This is a genomic window from Bradyrhizobium sp. AUGA SZCCT0177, assembly GCF_018130125.1.
Lineage (GTDB): Bacteria > Pseudomonadota > Alphaproteobacteria > Rhizobiales > Xanthobacteraceae > Bradyrhizobium.
Genome location: NZ_JAFCMA010000028.1, coordinates 52105 through 75904 on the forward strand (window position 1 = coordinate 52105; position 23800 = coordinate 75904).

Below are 23800 nucleotides of genomic sequence, written 5' to 3' on the forward strand. Positions count from 1 at the left end.
TAGAATTTGGTGTGCTGGGGTTTGCAATGCTCAGCGCCGATCGGCGCCGGCTCACTCATAAGGGAGCGTGATCATGGCGAGTGTAATCGATATCGCAAAGGCCGCAGTCACCGCATACAACGAAAAGGACTGGAGCAAGGCCAGGGACATCCTGGCTGCCAACGCCGTGTACGACGAGAAGGGAACTAACCGTCGCATCAAGGGCGCCGGCGAGATCATCGAGGCCTGGCAGGGCTGGGCCAAGGCCTTCCCCGATTCGAAAGCCACATTCGTGCGTGAGTTCGCGAGCGGGGACACCGCGGTCCTCGAGCTTGTCTGGAAAGGCACTCACACGGGCCCGCTCCAGACTCCAGCAGGTACCATTCCGCCTTCGAACAAGCGGATCGAGGTGCCGGCCTGCCAGATCGTCCAGGTCGAGGGTGGTAAGGCCAAGAGCGCCGTGCACTACTTCGACCTCCTGACAATGCTCACACAGATCGGTGCCTCTGGCGCGGTAAAGACTGCCGCGTGAAAGGCAAAGCCGTTCCGTCCAATTGGAGAAGCCCGCCGGCGTGAGCCGGCGGGCGCGACGCAAAGGACGACGATCGAAGCCAAGCTCGTCCGCAGACTCTCGGGCAGCACCTCGATCGGCGAATGCGTCGGCACTGCCGGGCTCGGCTGCTACGGCTTTAATGCCATTCGTCCATCCGCTTCGCGCCAACATCGGTCGTCCGCTGGCCCCGCTTGCGGTCGAGCGCGAAGATAAAATCGTCAGCTTACGGAAACGCGATCGTGATCTTGCCGAAATGGCCGGCCTGCTGCATCAGCCGCAGCGCGTCAGGCACTTCGGTGAAACCAAGCGTTCTGTCGATCACGGGCTTGAGGCGGTTCTGCCCGATCGCCGCGGCCATGTTTTCAAACATTCTCCGGCTGCCGACGGAGAGCCCGATCACGTGCAGGTTCTTGCTGAACAGGGTAGGGATCGAGACCTGCTGGGAAAAGCCCGATAGCACCCCGATCACGAGGATGGTGCCGCCGACGCGCGCGGCCTCGAGCGATTGCTGAAAAGTGTCCTTGCCGCCGACTTCCACGATGTGATCGACGCCGCCGCCGGCCCAGTCCGCGGCAGCCTTGCCCCATTCGGCGACCGCGCGATAGTTGATCGTATGGTCCGCGCCGAGCGCTTTCGCGCGTTCGAGTTTTTCGTCGCTCGATGACGTCACGATGACCGTGGCGCCCGCCAGCTTGGCGAACTGCAGCGCGAAAATCGAAACCCCGCCCGTGCCCTGCACCAGGACGGTCTGGCCCGGCCGGAGCCGGGCTTCGTCGAACAGCGCGCGCCAGGCGGTGAGTGCCGCGCATGGCAAGGTGGCGGCCTCGGCAAAGGTCAAATGATCGGGAATGCGGGTGACGCCTTCGGCGTCAAGCAGCAGCAATTCCTGCAGCACACCCGGGCGCGTGCCGCCAAGCGCGAGGCGGCGGCCGCTGGCCGAAGGCCCGCCGTCGAACCAGGATTGAAAGAACATCGGGCACACGCGATTCCCGACCGAGACCCGGCTCACGCCTGGTCCCACGGCGACAATTTCGCCGGCTCCGTCGGAGAACGGGATCAGCGGAAGCCTGTACGCGCCGCCCTGGCCCTGCACGGTTATCAGGTCGCGATAATTCAGCGATGCCGCGCGCATCCGGACCACGACCTGGCCGGGGCCAGGCTCCGGCTCCGGCCGATCGACCAGTTCCAAGGCGTCGATCGACCACTCGCGTGCGACTTGCCAGACTTTCAACAAAGCCTCCTTTATTCGCCGATGCTACGCCGCGAAATACCCGCCGTCGACCACCTGCGACGCGCCGGTCATGAACGACGCCTTGTCGGAACACATCCAGACCACGGCTTCCGCGATTTCCTCGGGCACGCCCATGCGGTTCATCGGCACCTTCGCCAACGTGGCATCGAGCCGCGTCTCCACCACCTCCTTGGTCATGGGTGTGGTGATATAGCCGGGGTTGACGCAGTTCACGCGGATGCCGTCCTGCGCATATTCGATCGCCGCGGTTTTCGTCAGTCCCACCACGCCGTGCTTTGCCGCCACATAATGTCCCGAAGTCGCCAGACCAATCAGCCCGGCGATCGAGGCGGTGTTGACGATCGCGCCGCCACCGCCTTGCGCCAGCATTTGCGCGATCTCGTGCTTCATGCAGAGCCACACGCCGGTGAGGTTGATCGCGAGCATGGTGTCGAACGAGATCTGGCTGAGTTCGTGCAGGCGCTGGCGTCCGGGGCCAACCGATCCGCCGGCAACGCCGGCATTGTTGAACGCGCAGTCGATCCGTCCATAGGCCGCCACGGTGCGCGCGACCATCGCGGCAACGTCGCCTTCCGCGGTGACGTCGCCGCCGATCGCAATGGCCTGACCGCCGGCCGCGTTGATCAGGGCGACGGTGCCGGCCGCGTTTTCCTCGGTGCGGTCGGCCACCGCGACCCTCGCACCCTCGCGCGCCATGGCCAGCGCCGTCGCGCGTCCGATGCCCGAGGCGCCGCCCGTCACCAGCGCCACCTTGCGATCAAGAATGCCTGCCATGTCTGTTTTCTCCTGCTAGCCTAGGCCGCCATCGACCGTGAAGCACTGGCGAGTAATGCGCCTGCTCTCGTCGGACGCCAGAAACAACGCCAAGCACGCGATGTCGTCGGGCGTCACCGCGTCGGGAATGTCCTGACGCGTGCGAAGCTCGGCGATCTTCTGCTCGTCAGGATACCACAGCCGGCGCTGGCGCTCGGTGATCACCATACCGGGTGCGATGGCGTTGACGCGGATGCGGTCTGGTCCGACCGACCGGGCCAGGGAATTGGTGAAGCCGACAATCGCCGCTTTCGCCGCCGCGTAGACCGGCAGCGCCGGTGCGCCGCGGGTCCATGCCACGGATGACATGTTGATGATCGAACCGCCGCCGCGGGCCTGCATCTGCGGCACCACGGCCTGCGCGGCGAAGAAAACGTGCTTGAGGTTGACGGCGATCGACCAGTCGAATTCCGCCGGCGTCACTTCTGAAAGCACCTGGCGCTGGTCGTTGGCGGCGTTGTTGACCAGTACCGCGGCATCGCCGAGCGTGGCGTGGACCTTGGCCATCGCGGCGCGCAACGCGTCGATATCCAGCAAGTCGCAGGGCGCGAACAGCGGCGCGGAGCCGGACGCATCCGTCACCTCGCGCACCAGCGCTTCGCCGGCGACGGCGTCGATGTCGAGGAAGGCGACACGGGCCTTTTGTGCCGCGAACGCACGGACGAACGCGGCGCCGATGCCGCTGGCGCCTCCGGTGATCAACACGACACGGCCTGCAAGGCTGGGATAAAGGGCATGGGTCATGCGATCAGGCGCTCCGTCACCGGGTCGAACAGGCAAATCCGACGCGTGTCGAGCGCGAAGGCGGCAAGCTTACCCGGCTCAGGCCTGATGTCCGGCGAGATGCGCGCCAGCACCTGCTCCCCGCCGAGCCGCAGCAACACGATGGTCTCCGCGCCGGTGGGCTCGACCATCTCGACCGGCGCCTGGACGACGATCGGTGCGCCCGATGCGCCCGAAAAACTGCGGCTGCCCTCGGCAATGCATTCCGGCCTGATGCCAAGCACCACGTCGCGGCCGACAAAGGCTGCGGCCGCCTCGTACCCCTGCAGTCGAAGGCGGACCTCGCCCAGCCGCCCGGCGCCGATCACCACCACCGGCCCGCCATCTTCCGCTTCGAGCCGCGCCGGCATCGTGTTCATCGGCGGTGAGCCCATGAAGCGTGCGACGAACAAATTGGCTGGATAGCGGTACACCGTATCCGGATCGGCGAATTGCTGCACCTCGCCCTGATGCATGACGGCGATCCGCGTCGCCATCGTCATCGCCTCGATCTGGTCGTGGGTGACATAGACGATGGTCGCGCCGATGCGCTGGTGCAGCCGCTTGATCTCCATCCGCATCTCGACGCGCAGTTTGGCGTCGAGGTTGGAGAGCGGTTCGTCGAACAGGAACAGCAGGGGATCGCGCACCAGGGCCCGGCCCATCGCCACGCGCTGGCGTTGGCCGCCGGACAATTGCGATGGCTTGCGGCCGAGCAATGGCTCGATCTGCAGCAGCCGCGCGACATTGGCCAGCGCCTTCTCCTGCTCCGCCTTCGGAACGTGGCGGCATTCCATGCCGAAGGTGATGTTCTGGCGCACCGTCATCGACGGATAGAGCGCATAGGACTGGAACACCATCGCGATGTCGCGGTCCTTTGGCGCGATGTCGTTGACGACCCGTCCGCCGATCTCCACGGTCCCCGCGCTCGGGCGATCGAGCCCGGCCACGATGTTGAGCAAGGTGGATTTTCCGCAGCCGGATGGTCCGACCAGCACGGTGAATTCGCCGCTCTCGATGTCGAGGTCGATCCCCTTCAACACTTCCAGATTGGCGTACCGCTTCGACAGGGCACGAATGCTCAACGCTGCCATGACTTCCCCTTCAATGACTTCCCCTTCATTTCACGGCGCCGGCGGTAAGGCCGCGTACGAAGTATTTGCCACCGATCAGGTAGATCAACAGGGTAGGCAGGGCCGCGATCATCACCGCGGCGCTTTGCACGCCATGATGCGGGATGTCGGCGACCGCGGCCGAGAGCGCGATCAGCGCAGCGGTGACCGGCTGCTGTTGGCCGGTCGTGAATGTCACGCCATAGAGGAACTCGTTCCAGATATGCGTGAACTGCCAGATCACGGTGACAACCAGGATGGGCGGCGAGAGTGGGAGAATGATGCGCCAGAAAATACGAAAGAACCCGGCGCCATCGATGCGCGCGGCCCTAATCAACTCCTGCGGGATGGCAACGTAGTAGTTTCGGCAGAACAAGACGGTAAAGGAGAGTCCCTGGATCGTGTGGATCAGCACCAGGCCCGTCAGCGTGTTCATCAGCCCGGTATCGCGCAGCACGATGGTCCACGGCAGCAAGCGCATCTGCTGCGGCAGGAAGATGCCCAGCGTGACGATGCCGTAGATCCAGTTGTCGCCGCGAAAGCGCCAGAGCGAAACGGCGTAACCGGCGACCGCACCAAGCAGGGTGGAAAAGATCGTCGCGGGAATCGTCACGAGCGCGGAGTTCAACATGTAGGGGCGGATGCCGACACAGGTCTGCGCGACGCAGAAGTCGGACCAGGCTGTGAGGTAGTTGCCAAAGGCCCACTGCCGCGGCCAGCCGATCATCGAGGTCTGGACGATTTCCTCGTTGCTGCGCAGCGAATTCAGCACGACGACGATTAGTGGTACGAGCCACGCCGCCGCGACCAGCGAAACGACGAGATAGATCAGCATGCGGCTCGGCGCGAAGGTTCGATCACGCATGGGGGGCCCGACGTCGCTGGAGATATTGCCACGCCGCGTAAGGCAGCAGCACCGAGAGAAGAATCAGCAACATCAGCACGGCCGCCGCCGCCCCCCGGCCGAGCAGGTTGCGTTGGAACATCAGGTCGTAGACGACAAGGGCCGGCAACTGGGTCGCGATTCCAGGGCCGCCGTTGGTCAGCGCGCGGACGAGGTCGAAGGTCGAAATGGCGAACTGCAGCTGGATCACGATGACAGTTATGGTGATCGGCCAGAGCGTCGGCAGGATGACGCGCCGGTACATCCGGACCGGTCCGGCGCCGTCGATCTGCGCCGCTTTGATCAGGTCGGCATCGACGGACCTGAGGCCGGCGAGGAAGAGCGCCATGGCGAAGCCCGAGGATTGCCAGATCGCAGCGATGACGATCGTCCAGATCGCCATGTCGCGGTCGATCAGCCAATCGAACCGGAAGGAAGTCCAGCCGAAATCGTGGACGAGCTTCTGGATCCCGATGCCGGGATTGAGCAGCCAGCTCCAGACCGTGCCGGTGACCACGAACGACACCGCCAGGGGGTAGAGGAAGATGGACCGCAGCACGTTCTCGCCGCGAATGCGCTGATCGAGCAGGATCGCGAGTATGAGACCTGTCACCAGGCTGAGCAGCACGAACGCACTGCCGAACAGCAGCAGATTGTCGAAGGCGATTTGCCAGTTCCGCGACGCCAAAACCGAGGTGTAGTTGCGCAAACCGACCCAGCCCGACACCGGGACCAGCGTGGACGGCGTGAACGAGATCCAGATGGTCCACAGCGAAAACGAAACGAGGTGCGCGGCCGACAACAGCAGCGGTACCCAGATCGTCAGATACTCGGGCAGCCGGCGCACCATTTCAGGTGTCGTCGGCCGCCCTGCTCGCGGTGCCGCGGCGTCTGTCAACGCGCGCTCTCGACGGCCTCGGCGAGGCGGGTGACTGCCTGCTCGGGCTTGATCGTCTTGTTCTTCACATACTCCGTGATCACGTCGATCAACGCAGCGGTCAGGCCGTTTTCCTGTGCCATGTTGTGCGCGACGCTGAGGACCGCCTGATTACTGGCGATCGCGTCTTTCAGAGCTGCTGCGGTTCGGCGTTGACCGTCCGACCAGCCTTCGCCGGAAAGATCAACATCGGTGCGCACGGGTATCGATCCCGTGATCTGCGAATACATGGTCTGGATGGCGGGATCCATGACGAGCTGGGCCATCAGCGCCTGGCCGGCTTGCAGGTCGGGCTCCTTGCGCTGCCAGAATATGAACGCGTCGGCATTCAACAGAAACACCGGCTTGCCGTTGTCGCTGGGGCCGGGAGCAATCATGAAGTCCTCGAACTTGAAACCGGCATTGCGCAACACGCCCTGCGCCCACCCGCCCATGATCATCATGCCCATGTCGCCGTCGACGAAGCGCTTCAGGTTGGTCGAAAAGTGCTGGGCGCCGACGTTGGGGTCCATCCAGTCGGCGATCTTGCGTACCTGCACGAACGCGGCTTTGACCTCGGGGCCCTCGAGGGCCTTCTTGTCGAGGTTCATGATGGCTGCGCGGTATGCGGCGGGACTGATGCCTGCCAGGGAGGCCTCGAACTTCTGCCCGTCATCGGGGCGGGTGCCGCCGTTGGCGATGGGATAGGCGACCCCGCCCGCTTTCATCTTTTCGGCCAGGTCGTTGAAGTCTGCCCATGTGACGGGGATCTTGTCGGCCTTGGCCTTGTCCATCGCGCGCTTGGACAGAAACAGCATGTTGGTGCTGTAGATCTGCAACGGCAGCGCAATCCACTTGCCGCCGGGCTTGTGCAGTTTCGCAAGGTCCGGGGCAACGACCTTTTCGTAGCCGGCGGCAGCGACTAGCTCATCGAGGCTCACGGTCGGGGCGATCTTCGACCAGGCCGCAATCTCGGGTCCCTTGAGCTGCGAACAGGCCGGCGGATCGCCGGCCATGATCTGGGCGCGCAGCTTGTTCATCATTTCGGTGGTGAACCCGGGAACCGGCGAATGTTGCCAGACGCCGCCCCTCTCCTCGAATTTCTTACCGAGCGCCGTGATGGCCGCGCCATCGCTTCCCGCGGACCATTGCGAGATCGCGGTCAGGCGCGGCTTGGCGCCTTGGGCGCGGGCAAACGCCGGCAGCGCGAGCGCGGCAGCGGATCCAGCGAGCAGACGACGCCTTGTGATCATTGGCATGGTACGTTCCTCCCGGTTTCAAACCTTGACGCGTTGGCCGCGTCGTTCATTGCTTGTCAAGCGGCCTCCGCCGATGAGACCGGCATGCCACCCCGGCAAGCCAGACAGCAGGCTGCAAAGGCCAGCGCGGCATTCGGATCATTGCCGCTCGAGGGCGGCACGAAAGCGAGTGATACCTGGGCGAACTTCCGCCCGCCCATCACGCAGGCATCGATCCCGTCGATCAACGCCTTTCGATCTGCTTCCGCGAGAACAGACGGCCAGCCGCTGATGGCCACGCCGGCACAAGGCTTGACGTTCAGCGTATTGCCGATCGCAAGGCCAAGCCGGAACAGTCGGCGCCTCAGTTCCTGTCGCACGCGGGCGGAGATCGAAATTGCATTCACCCACTCATCGCCGAGCTGCAGCAATTCCGGCTCGCCAACACCGAGAAGCCCGGCCAATGCCGGAAGCGACGTATAAGCCTCGACACAGCCATGGTGGCCGCAGCGGCAGGGCGGACCGCCATCGCCGAACACCATGTGGCCGAGTTCGACCGGCTGCAACGCATCGGCCTCGATCGGGTCGTCCATCCAGGCGCCTGCGACGCCCTGGCCGACAAAGACGAACAGGTGCGGGCCGGCAAACGGATAATCTTCCGTGTGGCAGCGATGAAACGTGGCATGCGCCACGACCGAATTGGTGATCGCGACCGGCACGTCCGCAAACATCTCGCCAAGCATGCCGCGAACGCGCTTGACGTCACACGGAATGATCGGATTGACGAGCTCGCTCAACCGGCCAAGCCCCGGGACCGAAACGCCGATCTGCGAGAGCTGAACCCGATGCTGCCGCGTCCAGTCCTGCAGCGATTGCAGCGTCTGGTGAAACAGCCGGCTGACGGATTTGACGGTCGGCGATTTCGGCAGAGGCAGACGTTCGGTATAATGCAGCTCGCCGGAAAGCCCGCCGACCCCAACGGTCAGCCGCTCGCCGGTCAGCTCGATGGCGGCCAGCCTTACCGAGCTGTCGAGAGATACCAAAGCGGTCGGGCCACCGAAGTAAGGCGCCGGCCGCCTCACTTCCTCGATCAGGCCCTCCGCCTTCAGATCAAACAGGATGCGCGACAGGCTCGCCTCGGAGAGGCGCACGGCCCTGGCCAAAGGCGGTCGAAACATGCCGCCCGACTGAAGCAGATGCCCCAGAATGGCCGCACGCGTCTGCCGCCGACTTCTCGGCTGCTCCGGCATTTCCGTCCCTGTCGTCATTCTTACTTAGTGTAAGAATGTGCGCGCGAAACATTTCAACTGTCAAGGCGCTTGCCGGCTCAAGGCATGTGTTGTGTGCGCGGCAGCAAAATCGAGGGCGCAGACGTTTGGTCCGAAGCTGGCGGCTCATTGATCTGCATCATGTGCGCCCTTCGCAAACCCGCATTGCCGCACAACTGATATGCCGCCGCTGCGAGCTGCGCCGAGATGACGAACGCGAATAGTTGTGGTCTATCTGTCGCCGTACAGCGGGCCTTGAAATCAAAATAAAATCCGGCATCGACGCCGCGTCCAATAACGGTGGATCACTTGATGGCTGCAATCTATCCAGATCTCGAGGGCAAGTCTGTCCTGGTCACGGGCGGTGGGTCGGGGATAGGCGCGTCGATCGTGCGTGCCTTCGCGCGGCAGAAGGCCAAAGTCGGTTTTCTGGACATCGCCAGAGATCCTTCAACGCGGTTGGTCGATGAACTCGCTGCACAGGGATTTGCAGTCCGATATGAATATTGCGATGTGACCAATATCGATCATTTACGCGCCGCGATCGGCCGGATCAGGGCCGGCATTGGGCCGATTCGCGTGCTGATCAACAACGCGGCGCATGATGACCGGCATTCGGTCGAGAGCGTCACGCCGGAATATTGGGATGACAGAATTGCCGTCAACCTGAAGCACCAGTTCTTTGCCGCTCAAGCCGTCCTGCCGGACATGCAAGCCGGGAAAGACGGCGCTATCGTTAACTTCGGATCGATCTCCTGGATGACCGCGCAGGGCGGGATGCCGGTGTACACCGCTTCGAAGTCGGCCGTGCTTGGATTGACGCGCGGGCTCGCGCGCGACTACGGCGCCTGGAATATCCGCGTCAACGCCGTCGTTCCCGGCTGGATCATGACAGAGCGTCAGATCGAAAAATGGGTGACGCCGCAAGGCGAGGCCGATCTGATGAAGGCGCAGTGCCTCAAGCGCAAACTCTACCCGGACGACATCTCCCGGGTCGTGGTGTTCCTGGCCTCGGAAGAAGCGAGCGCGTGCACCAGTCAGCACTATGTCGTCGACGGCGGGAGAGTGTGAAGGACGATTTTGAGCCAGGCGTATCTGCCTAGGCGCCAGCCAGTACGTCGCGCACGTCGAGGCGTTCCCCGTCCGGCTTGCTGACGTAAAGATGGTCAGCCAGTACCGATTGCATGTTCTCAAACATCGAATAGAGGTCGTCACAATAGACTGACGGATTGTCGTAGCCGTTCTTTTTGGAGAAGCGATGCGGAAGGTAGCCGCCGCCGCAGGCGTTCATGAATTTGCACTGCTGGCATTTCGCGGCAAGTTGGATGGAAGCATCGCGCGCGGCTTTCCAGCGCGGCTCGTTCCTGACGTCGTCGATGGCATGCTCGAAAATATTGAACTTGGTCTGCGTGAGGCCGTCGCCGGCAATCCGCAGCACATCGTGCGCCTCGACGGAACCGTCGGTCATGACCGTGCAGAGTTCGATAGGTTTGTAGCCGACGCCCTCGGTCGGCGAATTGTTGCCGAGCATGGCGGTGATCATGTCGCTGATGATCCGGATGTTGGCCGTGGGCTTGATCCGGTTGGCCTCCAGCCACAGGTCGAACAGGCCGTTGTAGAACGAACCAACGGATGCGGGGGTCTCGTCCACCGTCGCGTCGGGGATCATGATGTCGTAGCTGGAAATTCCGCATTCTGCGAAAAACTCGACATATTGTTCTGGCGGGTAGGCGGGATTGCAGACGGCGAGGGCGGTCATGCCGATGTCGCGCGATGCAAGCATGCGTGCGGCCCGTTCCGCCGCGGCGTGGGTGCCGGTGCCCTGAAACGTCTTGCGGTGAATGTCGTGAATGTGTTCGGGCCCATCCAGGCTGATCGCGACGGAAATGTTGCGCGCCTCGAAACAGTCCAGCCATTCATCGTCGATCAGCACGCCATTGGTGGTTACCGCGATCGGTATGTCGCAACCGGTCCGTGACGAAATGCCTTCGCAGGCCTCGGCAAAACGGTGGAAATTTTCAACTCCCCACAGCAGGGGTTCGCCGCCGTGCAGAATGATCGGGAAATCGATCAGGGAATACCTGGCGACGTGCTCTTCGATGCGCAGCAACAATTGCTGCAGCACGTCGTCACTCATCAGCTTCGGCTTGTCATAAACAGCCGCGTCGCGAAACCAGTAGCAATAGGAGCAGTCGATGTTGCATCGCGAGGCAACCTTGACAAGCAACTGCGAGATCGGCTGCTCCTGGAAGCCGACCGCATCTGCCAAAGCATCTGTTGCGTCAGCCGACATGCCGATACCGGATGGCCCCAAGGAAACCACGAAGCAAAGCTAGTACTGGAAAAGCCTAGTACCGGATAAATCCGCCCCGGCGGAATCCGCCACCGCCGTAGTATCCGCCGCCTCTACGAAAACCACCGTAGCCTCCGCCGCCGCGAACAAAACCGCGTCTGAAGTAAACCTCGGTCGGTGTGACACCATTTTGCCCACGCAGATCACTCAGCAACGCCTCGATGCCCTGATGATCGCTCTGGATCGTTGCGCCCGGCCCATGCAGTTGCAGGACAGTCGATAGAACCTTCAGCGTGGTAATCGGCATGCTGTGCTCCGTTTTCTTGCGACGCAGTAAAAGGGTCGAACGAAGGCTGGTGTATCAATCAGCTGAGCAGCAGGAGATTATACCAATTCCATTGTCGCGGCAATGTGGCGAACTATTCGTTCAAAGAAGGTTTGGGGTACTTCATCTTGAAGTTGATCGATGGGGTACGAGAGCGGCCGGCGGCCGTGCCGCTATCCTGTTGCTTTCCCTATCCTCTTCTTAAGTCCGAAAATGCTGCAGATGCGCAGATGCCTGGTCTGGGGGCGCAAACTTTAAACTGGGCCAACATCCGGCATGCCTTGGAGAGGGATTCTCCCGCGGGATCAAGCTGGGTCTGCTTCCAGCGGTATATGTGGGTGGATCAATGGCTGGTGAAACCGACCACGGGGATCGGGACCGTCAGCCGATGATCAGTCCGCCGTCCGCATTGAGCAGTTCGAGTCGTCGAGAATTCGCTCCCGCTTGAATTCGACCAGCTTGTCGCGGCTTGCCGATGATCGGCTGGGGAAAGCATCAGCGTGCCCTGCAGGAGGTGAGTTGATTTTGAGCGCCGACCCCGTCTTGAGTCTGCCCGACGGGCAAATCAGTTCGGTTTTACGGAAATCATGTCAAGCCCCGAAATAAAAAATATTTCTGTTTACCAGAACGCAAATCAGGGGCATATATTCGCCCATCCCGTCCCACTCAGAAGGGCGTCGGCCGTCGTCACGGACGTTGGACGGGTTGCGGTGGACGCTGGTTTACGCCTCGACGACGGCGTGGATGGGCGTACGGCAAAACCGTGTGGTCCTGGCGCCCGTTGCAGGCGTCAAGCTGTCGGGTAGGCGAGAGCTGAACGGCAGCGACGGAGTCAACCAAGAACTCGTCTCCGGGGAGAGCACGGCATAAGCCGTAAAGCCATTGCGCAGGGAAGGCCGGGTGTTCTCCGCTGCCCTGTATGCTCGTGTGCACTTTGTTTTGTGCAAACCGCACGCGAGACCGCGGGTGCAGCGCGCACCCGGTCTTCCCTGCGCCCTCTGTTTTCAGATGGCGAAAGGTCTCTTGCAAAACTTCGCGCGTAGCAGCGGCGAGATCGCGAAGTCATGTCTGCTCTTTGAAGACTGAATCGAAATGCGCATCAAGTTCCGGTGGTGGAACTCTGATCGCCGCACTCGCGGGCAAAGGCATTCGATGAAACTGAAATGCAATTGGATGTCGAGATGTTCACATGCCCTTCACTACGATCGATCTTAGATATCGCGCGTGGGGCCTGCCGCACGCGATCTTAAGCCGTCCTACTCCAATAGTACAGCCTGCCGGTACTGCGGACATCAGGTGTTTGAGCGCCACACCGGCGCGGTCAGCAGACAAAAGGCAACGCAATCGGGCCCAAACGAAAGCAGGCCCTAACGTCGCGCGGTTTCGCGCGTAAGGACAGATCAGGCACCGCAAATGATGGGTCCCACGCGCGGCAAAAATCGCCTTTTGCGGCTTGTAGCGCCCTTCGTGGCGGTTGTGATTTTTCAGGGGCTTCTGGCCGGCCTTAGTCTGGAGCTGCTCTCGTCGGTTCGCGCCTTTGTCGGCGGCGAGGGCATGTGGTCGAAGAGCCAAAAAGACGCCATCCACTTTCTCTCGGTTTATTCCCAGACCGCTGACGAAGAGTCCTTCGACCGGTTCAGGAAGGCGATCGCCGTTCCGCTCAGCGACCGGGTCGCGCGACGTGCGCTGGAGCAGCCGACCCCCGATCTGGATGCCGCCCGGGACGGCCTCCTGGGAGGCGGAAATCATCCCGCCGATATTCCAGGAATGATCCGGCTCTTCCGCTATTTCCAGCGCGGCCCATATGTCAAAACGGCGATCCGGCACTGGAGAGGGACAGATCCATTTCTGGATCAGCTGGTGTCGCTTGGCGACCTCCTGCATGAGGAGTTGTCCAGCGGTCCCGCGGTCGGCGGGCGTGCAGCCTTCCACAAGGAGCAAATCGATTTCATCGATCGGCGGCTCGCGCCCCATGCAAGCGCCTTCTCGGAGAATCTTGGAGAAGGCTCGCGGTTTCTCAAGTCCGTGCTGACGGTGGCAAACCTGCTGACGGCAATGTCGCTGGTTTCGCTGATTGTCTGGCATACGCGCAAAATGCTGAAGCAACGAATGCGCTTCGAGGCTGCCGAACAGGAGTTCCTCGCAAAGCTGTCCTGGGAGGCATCGCATGACGCCTTGACGGGCCTGGTCAATCGTCGCGAATTTGAAACCCGCCTTGGAGCGGCGCTCGACCGGCTGTCCGATCAGCCCAGCGAGCATTCCCTGATGTTCCTCGACCTCGACCAGTTCAAGGTCGTCAACGACACCTGTGGTCATGCCGCCGGGGATCAATTGCTAAAACATACGTCGGCTTTGCTGCAGGAGAATCTTCGCGGCGCCGGCCTGCTGGCGCGATTGGGCGGCGACGAGTTTGGCGTTCTGTTGCAGGACTGCGACGCCGGTTCGGCGGTCGCGATTGCGGAACGCCTCCGGCTTGCCGTGCAGGAGTTGAGGTTCGTCTGGAATGCATGCTCCTTCAATATCAGCGTCAGCGTCGGTCTCGTGCATGTCGCCGAGGCCAATGCCATGGAGGCAACGCTGCGGGCGGCCGATATGGCCTGCTACATGGCAAAGGAGAAGGGACGCAATCGCATTCAGGTCTACCATCCCAGCGATGCTGAACTGGTCGAACGCGTCGGTGAAATGGCCTGGGTGCAGAGGATCAGGAACGGGCTTGACGAACAACGGTTCTGTCTGTTCGCGCAGGAAATTCGCTCGCTCAACAAGGCTGAGCAGGATCGTTCCCATGTCGAGTTGCTGCTCAGGTTGCGCGACGAAGACGGAAAATTGGTCCAGCCCGGCAGCTTTATGCCGGCGGCGGAGCGCTACGGCCTGATGCCGCTGATCGATCGCTGGGTCATCCGAAACGCATTTGCCTTGATCGCCGAACGGTTGAGTTGCTCCGAACCGACTCAACTATCGAGCTGCGCCATCAATCTCTCCGGCGCGACGTTCGGCGACGATGATTTCGTTGAATATGTACGCCGGCAATTCGATATTTACCGGGTGCCGCCCGGAATGATCTGTTTCGAGATCACCGAAACCAGCGCGATCGCCGATATGCACAGCGCCAAACGGTTTATCGAGGCGTTGAAGAAATTGGGCTGCCGCTTCTCACTTGACGATTTCGGCACCGGTATGTCGTCCTTCTCGTACTTGAAGCACCTCCCGGTCGACTACATCAAGATCGATGGCAGCTTCGTCAGGGAAATGCTGAACAGCAAGATGGACCGGGCGATGGTCGAAATGATCGTTCACGTCGCCAAGGTGATGGGAAAGAGCACGGTTGCCGAATTCGTCGAGAACGACGAGATACTCCCAGCCCTGCGCGAAGTCGGTGTCGACTATGCGCAGGGGTATGCGATCGGGAAGCCGTCGCCGTTCAAGGACATGTATCCGCTGCCTGCGGATGCTCCTCATCGAGAAGTAGCCTGAAGGACCGAAGCCGCCGATCCCTGCCGGCAAATTACCGCGGCGCGCGCTTGGCCAGAATGCGCTGCAGGGTACGGCGGTGCATGTTCAGGCGCCGCGCGGTCTCCGAGACGTTGCGGTTGCACATTTCATAGATCCGCTGGATGTGTTCCCAGCGCACGCGGTCCGCCGACATCGGGTTCGCCGGCAGTTCGGATTTCTCGGTGCCGCTGGCGAGCAACGCGGCGACCACGTCATCGGCGTCGGCGGGCTTCGAGAGATAGTCGACCGCGCCCATCTTCACCGCCGTGACGGCGGTGGCGATGTTGCCGTAACCGGTCAGCACGATCGCACGCGCCTCGGGGCGCTTGCGCTTCAGCGCCGATACCACGTCGAGCCCGTTACCGTCGCCGAGCCGCAGATCCACCACGGCGAAAGCCGGCGCGGAACGGCCGATCTGGGCGAGACCGTCGGACACGGTATCGCACGACGTCACGGCGAAGCCGCGGCTTTCCATCGCGCGCGACAGGCGCTCCAGAAACGGCTTGTCGTCCTCGACGATCAAGAGCGAGCGGTCGGTGAGGTCGTTCAGTTCGGTGATGGCGTTCAAGGTCGGGTATCCCCCGGTTGCAGCAATACTATAGCGTTCTCAAGCGAAGTGGTTACCGGTTCGCATAGCAATCAAGTTTACGCAGATTGCGTAGACTTACCTGCGGCAGAAAACGCGTCAAACAGACAACTAGATATGGCGTGACGCGAAGGCGCTGCCAAGGCCCTCTAAAGTCGATCAGGCCGTCATTCCGTATCCCCGGAACCGTTCCAGGAGGCATTATCGGCCGCCGTGTCGTCCGCTTCGAAGCGTTCGCGCGGCCAGACGATTTGTACCACAGCGCCGTGATCGGGAAAGGTCCGGTTGGTAAACGAGACCTTGGCGCCGGTGCGCTCCAGCAGGGTACGGGCGATGAAGATGCCGAGCCCAAGGCCGGCCCGCGCGCTTTGGTCCTCATCGGTGCTGCGCCGCCGCGATAAATAGGGCTCGCCGATGCGTTTCAGCATGGCGGGGGCGATGCCCGGGCCGTCGTCGGAAATGATCATCTCGACCGTATCGGCGTTCCACCAGGCGTTGACCTCGACCGTGGTCCGGGCGAAATCGACCGCATTTTCCAGAATGTTGCCAACGCCATAGAGGACGGCGGGGTTACGGGCGCCGACCGGCTCACGCGTCGCTGCGACCGCTAGCCGCACCTTGATGGCGACGCCGAAATCGCGGTGCGGTGCAACCGTTTCCTCGATCAGCGTCGACAGCGGCATCCGATCGAACGGTGCGCCGGAGGAGGAGAGCTGGGTGATCTTGGCCAGAATTTCGCGGCAGCGTTGCGCCTGCTCGCGCAGGGTTTTGAGGTCGCCGGCGAGCTGTTCGTTGCCGTCAACCGTCTTTTCGAGTTCGCGCGAAATCAGGAAGATCGTCGACAGCGGCGTGCCGAGTTCGTGCGCGGCAGCGGCGGCAAGGCCGTCGATCTGGGTAAGGTGCTGCTCGCGGGTCAGCACCAGTTCGGTGGCGGCCAGTGCGTCAGACAGTTTCCGGGACTCCTCGGTGACCTGGAACGCATAGAGCGAGGTGACGCCGATCGCGACCAGGATCGAGAGCCAGACGCCGAACAGGTAGATCGGCGGCAGCACCAGCGGATCGTCGCTGTCCCACGGCAGCGGCAGATGGAAAAACACCAGTGCGGAGGCGCAGGCAACCGCGAGCACACCAAGTGCAATGGTCAGCCGGATCGGCAGCGCCGTCGCCGAGATCAGGACGGGGGCCAGGAACAGGAACGAGAACGGATTTTGCAGCCCGCCGGTGAGGAACAGCAGGGCCGCAAGTTCGACGATGTTGAGCGCAAGCAATGCGGCCGCATAGACCGGTTCCAGCCGCTGCATCGGATTGAACGCGATCTGCAGTGCGAGATTGACCAGCGCCGAGAGGCCGACAATGGCGACGCAAGGAATAATGGCAACGTCGAATTCCAGCCCGTGCGCCACGATGAAGATCGCGCTGAGCTGGCCGAGCGCCGCCAGCCAGCGCAGCCGCAATATCGTATCGAGACGGACGTGGCGGAGTGGATGGCGAAAATCGGAGCTGGAAATTTCAGTCATTCCGCAACTTTAGCCGCGTGGCGCCGCGATCACAAATTCGCGCCCGATTCCGTCGGTATTTCTCCGTCATGGCCGGGCGTAGCGGTCTGAAGGACGGCGTCGCTTTCGCTCGCCTATCCCCGGCCATCCGCGTCTTGGCTGCAAGAAAGAAAGTGGTGGATGCCCGGGACATAGGCGAGCGGAAGCGACGCCGTCCTTCGGACGGCTGTGTCCGGGCATGACGACCTTCTTGCACTAGCCGCTGCAATAGCCCAATGAACAGGGCCAAATGGTCAATAATGACGCCGCGCCAATGCCGCTGCCCGCAGTCGATCCGGCAGGATCCGCGATCGAGGTCGCGCATCTGATCAAACTCTACAAGACCACCCGCGCGGTGGATAATGTCTCGTTTCGCATCGCGCGTGGCAGTATCACCGGCCTGCTCGGCGGCAACGGCGCCGGCAAGACCACGACGATTGCGATGATCATGGGGCTGGTGCTGCCGACGTCGGGCCGCATCCAGGTGCTGGGACATCCGATGCCCGAGCAAAGCGCCGAGGTGCTGGGCCGGATGAATTTCGAAAGCCCCTATGTCGACATGCCGATGCGGCTCACGGTGCGGCAGAATCTCACCATCTTCGGCCGGCTCTATGCGGTGGAGAACCTGCGCGAGCGCATCGCTCAGCTTGCCGCCGATCTTGATCTCGAGGAATTCCTCGACCGCGCCAGCGGCAAACTTTCCGCTGGCCAGAAGACCCGCGTTGCGCTGGCCAAAGCGCTGATCAATCAGCCTCAACTGTTGCTGCTCGACGAGCCGACGGCCTCGCTCGATCCGGATACGGCCGATTGGGTGCGCCAGCATCTGCAGGATTATCGCAAGGCACATGACGCGACGATATTGCTGGCATCGCACAACATGCTGGAAGTGGAGCGGCTGTGCGACCGCGTCATCATCATGAAACGCGGCCGGATCGAGGATGACGACAGTCCCGATCAGATCATGGCGCGCTACAACCGTGCGACATTGGAAGAAGTCTTCCTCGACGTCGCACGCGGGCGGGTGAGGGAAGGCGCGCCATGAGCGGGGTTGCCGTTCATCACGGAATTTCGGTGCACCGCATCAACGCGATGGTGCTGCGCTATTGGTATTTGCTGATGTCGTCCTGGCCGCGGCTTCTGGAGCTGATCTACTGGCCGGTGCTGCAGATCATCACCTGGGGTTTCCTGCAGAACTACATTTCACAGACGTCGAGTTTTTTCGCTCAGGCCGGCGGCTCGCTGATCGGCGCCGTCATCCTGTGGGACATCCTGTTCCGCGGCCAGCTCGGCTTTTCGATCTCGTTCCTCGAGGAGATGTGGGCGCGCAACATCGGCAATCTGATGATGAGCCCGCTGAAGCCGATCGAGTTCCTGATCTCGCTGATGGTGATGAGCCTGATCCGGCTTGCGATCGGCGTGATCCCGATGACGCTGCTGGCGCTGTTCTGGTTCGACTTCAATTTTTTCGCCATCGGCCTGCCGCTGATCGCGTTCTTCTGCAATTTGATCTTCACCAGCTGGTCGATCGGGATCTTCGTGTCGGGTCTGGTGCTGCGCAATGGCCTCGGCGCCGAGAGCATCGTGTGGACCCTGATGTTCGGCCTGATGCCGCTCGCCTGCATCTATTACCCGGTGTCGGTGCTGCCGGTCTGGCTGCAATATCTCGCCTGGACGCTGCCGCCGACTTACGTGTTCGAGGGCATGCGCGCGCTGTTGATCGACCACGTGTTCCGGACCGACCTGATGGTGTGGTCGCTCGCGATCAACGCGGTGCTGTTTATCGCGTCATTTGCGATCTTTCTTGCCCTTTTGCGCAGCGCCAAACACCACGGTTCTTTGCTCGGGGGTGGCGAATAAGTCACAAATTCCCGTGTATTTCTGAGGTTTTTGGCCATTTCTCTACGTATATATACGGAGGTGTGCATTGACGCATTATTGCGCATTCGGCACTGTGTTGCGGCGCAAAAGAGGGATCAGAATTCAATGCCGATTGGTGAGTTTGGCGGAGCACCGCCACTGGTGGCCGAAGGCAGTCCGGCACTTACGACGCCGATGTACTGGATGTACGAAATGGGCCACGCGTCGCTCAATCCGGCCCGCGCCGTGACTGATGCCACGAAGATCCTGTTTCAGAACCCGCTTAACCCGTGGTCGCACACCGAATTCGGCAAATCGATCGCCGCGGCCTGCGAATTGTTCGAGCGCGCCACGCGCCGTTACGGCAAGCCCGACTGGGGCCTCGACACGACCGAAGTGAACGGCGTTCGCACCCCGGTCGAGGTTCGCTCGATCTGGGAAAAGCCGTTCTGCCGTTTGCTGTATTTCGATCGCAAGCTGACGCGGCCGCTGCGCAGTCCGCAGCCGCGGGTGCTGATCGTGGCGCCGATGTCCGGTCACTACGCAACGCTGCTGCGCGGTACCGTCGAAGCCTTCCTGCCGACGCATGAAGTCTACATCACCGACTGGTCCGACGCGCGAATGGTGCCGCTGGCGGAAGGCCGCTTCGATCTCGACGACTATGTCGACTACGTGATCGAGATGCTGCACGTGCTCGGCGGCAACATGCATGTCATCGCGGTGTGCCAGCCCTCGGTGCCGGTGTTGGCAGCCGTTTCCGTGATGGAAGGCGCCAACGATCCCTTCGTGCCGCTGTCGATGACGCTGATGGGCGGCCCGATCGACACCCGCCGTAATCCGACCTCCGTGAACAATCTCGCCGCCGAGCGCGGTATCGAATGGTTCCGCAACCACGTCATCACCAAGGTGCCGTTCCCGCACCCCGGCGTGATGCGCGACGTCTATCCTGGCTTCCTGCAGCTTTCGGGCTTCATCACGATGAATCTCGATCGTCACACCGACGCCCACAAGGCGCTGTTCAGCAATCTGGTGAAGGGCGACGGCGATCTGGTCGACAAGCACCGCGAATTCTATGACGAATATCTCGCGGTGATGGATTTGACCGCAGAATATTACCTGCAGACCGTCGACGTCGTGTTCGTCAAGCATGCGCTGCCCAAGGGCGAGATGATCCATCGCGGCAAGCTGGTCGATCCGTCCAAGATTCGTCGCGTCGCGTTGATGACGGTCGAAGGCGAGAACGACGACATCTCCGGTCTTGGACAAACCGAAGCGACGCACTCGCTGTGCACGTCGATTCCCGATCATCGCCGCGTGCATTACGTGCAAAAGGGCGTCGGGCACTACGGTGTGTTCAACGGTTCGCGGTTCCGCTCCGAAATCGTGCCGCGCATTTCCGATTTCATGCTGTCTTCGGCCAATACCAAGCCGAAATTGGTCGCTGCATCAGATAAATTGGTTGGGGCTGCTGAATAGTGTCGATTCCAGCATCGATTTTGCGGCTCAACTAAGTTGCTGAATCGATTAAAAGAATCTGGATTCGCGCAGTGCTGAAGGAATGAGTAACATTTCATTTTTTCAACGAGGAGTGAGGCTGGATTCAGCCGGAAATTTTTGGTTCCAGCCCCTGCCGGTAGGGGCGGAATAGAGTCCAGCCCCTGTATATTGGGCAAATGATTTGTTTTTGCGCCGAACGGTTTCAGTGGCGGCTTGAGTGGCAGCGGTTATGGCAGAATCCGGGCGAACTCTTGCCCCCCGGACTGTCAGACATGGCTACTCGCGCCCTCCTCTATCGGCGGCCCGCCGAACCCGCGACTCTTTTGGTCAAACACGGCTCGCAATTCTTTGCGATTCGGCTGCGTCGGCACCGCCGCGCGCGCCGTTACACGTTACGCATTCATCCGACCGATCGCGAGGCGATCCTGACCATGCCGCCGCGCGGCACGCTGGCGGAAGCAAAGGATTTTGCGCAGCTTCATGGCGGTTGGATCGCCGCACGTCTCGGTCGCCTGCCGAAGGCCGCACCGTTTCAAGCTGGCACAGTGGTACCGCTCCGCGGTGTTCCGCACCGCATCGTGCATCGTGCCGGCGAGCGCGGCACGGTGTGGACCGAAACCCGCGACAGCGGCGAGAAAGTTCTCTGCGTCGCCGGCGGCGCCGACCACATGGACCGCCGCGTCCATGATTATCTCAAGCGTGAAGCGCGCAAGGATCTGCACAAGGCATCATTGGCCTATGCGGAAGAACTCGGCGTCAGGGTCAAGCGGGTGTCGATCCGCGATCAATCGAGCCGCTGGGGTTCCTGCACTTCGGCCGGATCATTGTCGTTTTCCTGGCGGCTGATCCTCGCACCGCCCTATGTGCTGGACTACCTCGCCGCCCATGAGGTCGCGCATCTGGTCGAGATGAACCACTCGGCGCGGTTCTGGCGTGTCGTCGCGAAAGTCTGCGGCCATGTCGAGCGCGCGAAGTCCTGGCTCGACACCCACGGCAACGACCTGCACCGTTACGGGGTCGAGGACTAAGTCGGAGAACCGGGCCCCATTCTACTTTGCATGGGGTTGTTTTCGCGATTTTGTGTCTGCCGCCTGCGGTCTAGCGATTTCCGCCGAACACCCGGTCCATCAGCCATCCATCCAGTCCCGCGGCCGCCTCCGGGCGTGCCGATGGATTGGGCGGTGGCGCCGACGTGCGCGTCGGTGGCTGGCGATAGCCGCCGCCTGAGGGGATCGGTGCAAGCGGCACCGGCGCTTGCGCGGATGGCTGATACGATGGCTGTGGCGGCGCGTTGACTTGCGAGGCGGGGAACAGATTTGAGAGCAGGCCACCGCCGCCGGCCTGTGATTTCGGCAGGTTCGCAACCGGCACGCCCTGGTGGGCCGATCGCATGAAGCGGGTCCAGACCTCGACCGGCAAGCCGCCACCGGTGGCCTTCTTGGTCGGCGAGTTGTCGTCATTGCCAAGCCAGACGCCGGTAACGAGATTTGCGGTGTAGCCGATGAACCAGGCGTCGCGGAAATCCTGACTGGTGCCGGTCTTGCCGGCGGCCATCCAGCCCGGAAGCTCCGCCTTGCGCGCGGTGCCCGACAGCAGCGTCTCCTGCATCATGGTGTTCATCATCGCGACGTGCCGCGGCTCGATCACCTGGCTCAGCTGATCCGGCTGCCGCGCATACAGCACCTTGCCTTCATTGGTGCGGATTTTGGTCACGACATGCGGGGAAACCCCGAGCCCGCCGTTGGCGAACGGCGCAAAGGCGCCGACCAGCTCGATGACCGAGACTTCCGAGGTGCCGAGCGCAATCGAGGCGTTGGCGTCCAGCTTCGAGGAAATGCCGAGCCGGTGCGCGGTCCGCACCACGCTCTTGGCACCGACTTCGATGCCGAGCCGCACCGCCACCGTGTTGAGCGACATCGAAAGCGCCTGGGTCAGCGTCACCGATCCGAAATATTCATGGGTGTAGTTCTCAGGCCGCCAGCCCTTGATATCAACAGGCGAATCCTGCCGGATCGTTTCAGGCGTTAATCCCGCTTCGATCGCGGTGAGATAGACGAACGGCTTGAAGGCCGAGCCGGGTTGGCGCTTGGCGGTGACCGCGCGGTTGTACTGGCTCTCGGCATAGTTCCTCCCCCCGACCATGGCGCGCACCGCACCGTCCGGCGTCATCGCCACCAGCGCGCCCTGGGTGACGTTGAACTTCACGCTCTTGGCGGCGAGTTCGTCGATGATGGAGGCTTCCGCCACGCTCTGAAGTTTGGGATCGATCGTGGTCTCGACCACGATGCTCTGTTCGATCTGGCCGATCAGATCATCGAGCACTTCGCCGATCCAGTCGGCGACGTAATTGACGGTGCCGGCGCCGACCGGTTTCACATTGTAGGAGGGATGGCCGATCGAGGCTTGGGCCTGCGCGTCGGTGATGAATTTGGCATCGGCCATCGCCGCGAGCACGATCTGGGCGCGCGCTTCCGCACCTTCCGGGTTGCGGTTCGGCGCCAGCCGCGACGGCGACTTGACGAGGCCCGCCAGCATCGCCGCTTCCGCGATCGTGACGTTCTTGGCGGACTTGCCGAAATAGCGTTGCGCCGCGGCCTCGACGCCATAGGCGCCGGAGCCGAAATAGACGCGGTTGAGATAGAGCTCGAGGATTTCCGATTTGGAATGCTTGCGCTCCAGCCAGATCGCGAGTTCCACTTCCTGCAGCTTGCGCGCGATGGTGCGTTCCTGGGTCAGGAACAGGTTCTTCGCGAGCTGCTGCGTCAGTGTCGAGCCGCCCTGCGAGACGCCGCGATGCATGACGTTGGTGACCGCCGCCCGCGCGATGCCGATCGGATCGACGCCGTAATGCGAATAGAAGCGGCGGTCCTCGATCGCGATGAACGCTTTCGGCAGATAGGGCGGCAAATCCCTCAGCGAGACATTGGCGCCGGCCATTTCGCCGCGCGAGGCCAGCACGCTGCCGTCGAGGCCGACGATCTGGATGGTCGGCGGTCGTTTTGGAATTGCCAGCGACTGGATCGCCGGCAGGTGCGCGCCGACCCAGATGATGACGCCGACGATCGCGATCGCAGCCCACAGGCCGAGCACCGCGCCCCAATAGAACAGCCGGCCGATGCGGAATCCACCGCGTGATTTCGACCGGCGCTTGGCGCCGCTGCGGCCAGCGCGCGGCTTGCGCTCGCGCGGCGGCTCGTCGTCATCGTTTTCAGGTTTACGCTTGGCGGATGATTTTTTCGGCTTGTCGTCGCCGGACGGGACGCGGTCCTGCGGCGACAGCCGCAATTCGCTCAGCGCGGCGGCGAGCCCGAATTGCGGTTCCTTGCGGCCGCCGCTCTTTTTCCGTCCCCACGCCATACGCAAACGCTGCTCACATCCCGCCCGCCGCAAGCTAACGTTCGCAGTTTAAGGGGCGGTTACGGAGAGGTTAACGCGGGAT

General features: G+C 62.2%; 20 protein-coding genes. 7 read left to right on the forward strand and 13 right to left on the reverse strand.

Going from position 1 to position 23800, the window contains the following annotated elements:
- Nucleotides 1–73 precede the first annotated feature (73 nt).
- Nucleotides 74–511, forward strand: coding sequence for an ester cyclase (locus JQ597_RS28100; protein WP_212268732.1), 438 nt, complete (start codon nucleotides 74–76; stop codon nucleotides 509–511).
- 244 nt (nucleotides 512–755) lie between these two features.
- On the opposite strand, the gene JQ597_RS28105 is transcribed toward JQ597_RS28100, so the two are convergent.
- From JQ597_RS28105 to JQ597_RS28140, 8 genes are read right to left on the reverse strand one after another with little or no spacing between them, the layout of a single operon-like run.
- A complete protein-coding gene (locus JQ597_RS28105) occupies nucleotides 756–1763 on the reverse strand; it encodes a zinc-dependent alcohol dehydrogenase family protein (protein ID WP_212268733.1) in 1008 nt (335 codons plus the stop codon).
- Between the two features lie 24 nt (nucleotides 1764–1787).
- Nucleotides 1788–2558, reverse strand: coding sequence for a glucose 1-dehydrogenase (locus JQ597_RS28110; protein WP_212268734.1), 771 nt, complete (start codon nucleotides 2556–2558; stop codon nucleotides 1788–1790).
- A gap of 15 nt (nucleotides 2559–2573) precedes the next feature.
- Entirely contained in the window at nucleotides 2574–3341 is a 768-nt protein-coding gene (locus JQ597_RS28115; protein ID WP_212268735.1) for an SDR family NAD(P)-dependent oxidoreductase, read from the reverse strand.
- Nucleotides 3338–4453 (reverse strand): ABC transporter ATP-binding protein, encoded by a 1116-nt coding sequence (locus tag JQ597_RS28120; protein WP_212268736.1) that lies wholly within the window; start codon nucleotides 4451–4453, stop codon nucleotides 3338–3340. The genes JQ597_RS28115 and JQ597_RS28120 overlap by 4 nt, the downstream gene beginning before the upstream one ends.
- A gap of 25 nt (nucleotides 4454–4478) precedes the next feature.
- Nucleotides 4479–5336, reverse strand: coding sequence for a carbohydrate ABC transporter permease (locus JQ597_RS28125; RefSeq protein WP_212268737.1), 858 nt, complete (start codon nucleotides 5334–5336; stop codon nucleotides 4479–4481).
- Nucleotides 5329–6204, reverse strand: a complete 876-nt coding sequence (locus tag JQ597_RS28130; RefSeq protein WP_212268792.1) for a carbohydrate ABC transporter permease — start codon at nucleotides 6202–6204, stop codon at nucleotides 5329–5331. The genes JQ597_RS28125 and JQ597_RS28130 overlap by 8 nt, the downstream gene beginning before the upstream one ends.
- A gap of 44 nt (nucleotides 6205–6248) precedes the next feature.
- Nucleotides 6249–7529, reverse strand: coding sequence for an ABC transporter substrate-binding protein (locus JQ597_RS28135; RefSeq protein WP_212268738.1), 1281 nt, complete (start codon nucleotides 7527–7529; stop codon nucleotides 6249–6251).
- Nucleotides 7530–7585: 56 nt separating this feature from the next.
- On the reverse strand, nucleotides 7586–8758 hold the full coding sequence (locus tag JQ597_RS28140; RefSeq protein ID WP_212268793.1) for an ROK family transcriptional regulator: 1173 nt from the start codon (nucleotides 8756–8758) through the stop codon (nucleotides 7586–7588).
- Between the two features lie 330 nt (nucleotides 8759–9088).
- Between JQ597_RS28140 and JQ597_RS28145 the strand changes: the two genes are divergently transcribed.
- A complete protein-coding gene (locus JQ597_RS28145) occupies nucleotides 9089–9847 on the forward strand; it encodes an SDR family NAD(P)-dependent oxidoreductase (RefSeq protein ID WP_283813458.1) in 759 nt (252 codons plus the stop codon).
- A 28-nt stretch (nucleotides 9848–9875) separates the two neighbouring features.
- Here the strand turns inward: JQ597_RS28145 and JQ597_RS28150 are convergent, their stop codons facing one another.
- Both JQ597_RS28150 and JQ597_RS28155 read right to left on the reverse strand, forming a co-directional pair.
- Complete coding sequence (locus tag JQ597_RS28150) at nucleotides 9876–11069, reverse strand: radical SAM protein (protein WP_212268739.1); 1194 nt, start codon at nucleotides 11067–11069, stop codon at nucleotides 9876–9878.
- Nucleotides 11070–11124: 55 nt separating this feature from the next.
- The gene (locus tag JQ597_RS28155; RefSeq protein WP_212037920.1) at nucleotides 11125–11376 is read right to left on the reverse strand and encodes a hypothetical protein; all 252 of its coding nucleotides are present in this window, start codon (nucleotides 11374–11376) and stop codon (nucleotides 11125–11127) included.
- A gap of 1485 nt (nucleotides 11377–12861) precedes the next feature.
- Here JQ597_RS28155 and JQ597_RS28160 point away from each other — a divergent pair.
- On the forward strand, nucleotides 12862–14868 hold the full coding sequence (locus tag JQ597_RS28160) for a putative bifunctional diguanylate cyclase/phosphodiesterase (protein WP_349628891.1): 2007 nt from the start codon (nucleotides 12862–12864) through the stop codon (nucleotides 14866–14868).
- 31 nt (nucleotides 14869–14899) lie between these two features.
- Here the strand turns inward: JQ597_RS28160 and JQ597_RS28165 are convergent, their stop codons facing one another.
- Both JQ597_RS28165 and JQ597_RS28170 read right to left on the reverse strand, forming a co-directional pair.
- Nucleotides 14900–15454 (reverse strand): ActR/PrrA/RegA family redox response regulator transcription factor, encoded by a 555-nt coding sequence (locus JQ597_RS28165; RefSeq protein WP_192736382.1) that lies wholly within the window; start codon nucleotides 15452–15454, stop codon nucleotides 14900–14902.
- 185 nt (nucleotides 15455–15639) lie between these two features.
- Nucleotides 15640–16989 carry an ActS/PrrB/RegB family redox-sensitive histidine kinase gene (locus JQ597_RS28170; RefSeq protein WP_212268741.1) on the reverse strand — a complete coding sequence of 450 codons (1350 nt, stop codon included), beginning with the start codon at nucleotides 16987–16989 and terminating at the stop codon, nucleotides 15640–15642.
- A 268-nt stretch (nucleotides 16990–17257) separates the two neighbouring features.
- On the opposite strand from JQ597_RS28170, the gene JQ597_RS28175 reads away from it, so the two are divergent.
- The 4 genes from JQ597_RS28175 to JQ597_RS28190 all read left to right on the forward strand — a co-directional run bounded on the left by JQ597_RS28175 (nucleotide 17258) and on the right by JQ597_RS28190 (nucleotide 21389).
- On the forward strand, nucleotides 17258–18049 hold the full coding sequence (locus tag JQ597_RS28175; protein ID WP_212268742.1) for an ABC transporter ATP-binding protein: 792 nt from the start codon (nucleotides 17258–17260) through the stop codon (nucleotides 18047–18049).
- Nucleotides 18046–18864, forward strand: coding sequence for an ABC transporter permease (locus JQ597_RS28180; protein WP_212268743.1), 819 nt, complete (start codon nucleotides 18046–18048; stop codon nucleotides 18862–18864). Before JQ597_RS28175 ends, JQ597_RS28180 begins: the two co-directional genes overlap by 4 nt.
- Nucleotides 18865–18990: 126 nt before the next feature.
- On the forward strand, nucleotides 18991–20340 hold the full coding sequence (locus JQ597_RS28185) for a polyhydroxyalkanoate depolymerase (protein ID WP_212268744.1): 1350 nt from the start codon (nucleotides 18991–18993) through the stop codon (nucleotides 20338–20340).
- 197 nt (nucleotides 20341–20537) lie between these two features.
- Nucleotides 20538–21389 (forward strand): M48 family metallopeptidase, encoded by an 852-nt coding sequence (locus tag JQ597_RS28190; protein ID WP_212268745.1) that lies wholly within the window; start codon nucleotides 20538–20540, stop codon nucleotides 21387–21389.
- A gap of 70 nt (nucleotides 21390–21459) precedes the next feature.
- Here JQ597_RS28190 and JQ597_RS28195 read toward each other — a convergent pair whose 3' ends face one another.
- On the reverse strand, nucleotides 21460–23718 hold the full coding sequence (locus JQ597_RS28195; protein ID WP_212268746.1) for a penicillin-binding protein 1A: 2259 nt from the start codon (nucleotides 23716–23718) through the stop codon (nucleotides 21460–21462).
- Nucleotides 23719–23800: the final 82 nt, after the last annotated feature.

Excerpts from the sequence above, each read along its gene's own strand:
- JQ597_RS28100 (WP_212268732.1), top strand. The coding sequence starts at position 74 with ATGGCGAGTGTAATCGATATCGCAAAGGCCGCAGTCACCGCATACAAC.
- JQ597_RS28110 (WP_212268734.1), bottom strand. The coding sequence starts at position 2,558 with ATGGCAGGCATTCTTGATCGCAAGGTGGCGCTGGTGACGGGCGGCGCC.
- JQ597_RS28115 (WP_212268735.1), bottom strand. The coding sequence starts at position 3,341 with ATGACCCATGCCCTTTATCCCAGCCTTGCAGGCCGTGTCGTGTTGATC.
- JQ597_RS28120 (WP_212268736.1), bottom strand. The coding sequence starts at position 4,453 with ATGGCAGCGTTGAGCATTCGTGCCCTGTCGAAGCGGTACGCCAATCTG.
- JQ597_RS28125 (WP_212268737.1), bottom strand. The coding sequence starts at position 5,336 with ATGCGTGATCGAACCTTCGCGCCGAGCCGCATGCTGATCTATCTCGTC.
- JQ597_RS28130 (WP_212268792.1), bottom strand. The coding sequence starts at position 6,204 with ATGGTGCGCCGGCTGCCCGAGTATCTGACGATCTGGGTACCGCTGCTG.
- JQ597_RS28135 (WP_212268738.1), bottom strand. The coding sequence starts at position 7,529 with ATGCCAATGATCACAAGGCGTCGTCTGCTCGCTGGATCCGCTGCCGCG.
- JQ597_RS28140 (WP_212268793.1), bottom strand. The coding sequence starts at position 8,758 with ATGCCGGAGCAGCCGAGAAGTCGGCGGCAGACGCGTGCGGCCATTCTG.
- JQ597_RS28145 (WP_283813458.1), top strand. The coding sequence starts at position 9,089 with ATGGCTGCAATCTATCCAGATCTCGAGGGCAAGTCTGTCCTGGTCACG.
- JQ597_RS28150 (WP_212268739.1), bottom strand. The coding sequence starts at position 11,069 with ATGTCGGCTGACGCAACAGATGCTTTGGCAGATGCGGTCGGCTTCCAG.
- JQ597_RS28155 (WP_212037920.1), bottom strand. The coding sequence starts at position 11,376 with ATGCCGATTACCACGCTGAAGGTTCTATCGACTGTCCTGCAACTGCAT.
- JQ597_RS28170 (WP_212268741.1), bottom strand. The coding sequence starts at position 16,989 with ATGACTGAAATTTCCAGCTCCGATTTTCGCCATCCACTCCGCCACGTC.
- JQ597_RS28175 (WP_212268742.1), top strand. The coding sequence starts at position 17,258 with ATGGTCAATAATGACGCCGCGCCAATGCCGCTGCCCGCAGTCGATCCG.
- JQ597_RS28180 (WP_212268743.1), top strand. The coding sequence starts at position 18,046 with ATGAGCGGGGTTGCCGTTCATCACGGAATTTCGGTGCACCGCATCAAC.
- JQ597_RS28185 (WP_212268744.1), top strand. The coding sequence starts at position 18,991 with ATGCCGATTGGTGAGTTTGGCGGAGCACCGCCACTGGTGGCCGAAGGC.
- JQ597_RS28190 (WP_212268745.1), top strand. The coding sequence starts at position 20,538 with ATGATTTGTTTTTGCGCCGAACGGTTTCAGTGGCGGCTTGAGTGGCAG.
- JQ597_RS28195 (WP_212268746.1), bottom strand. The coding sequence starts at position 23,718 with ATGGCGTGGGGACGGAAAAAGAGCGGCGGCCGCAAGGAACCGCAATTC.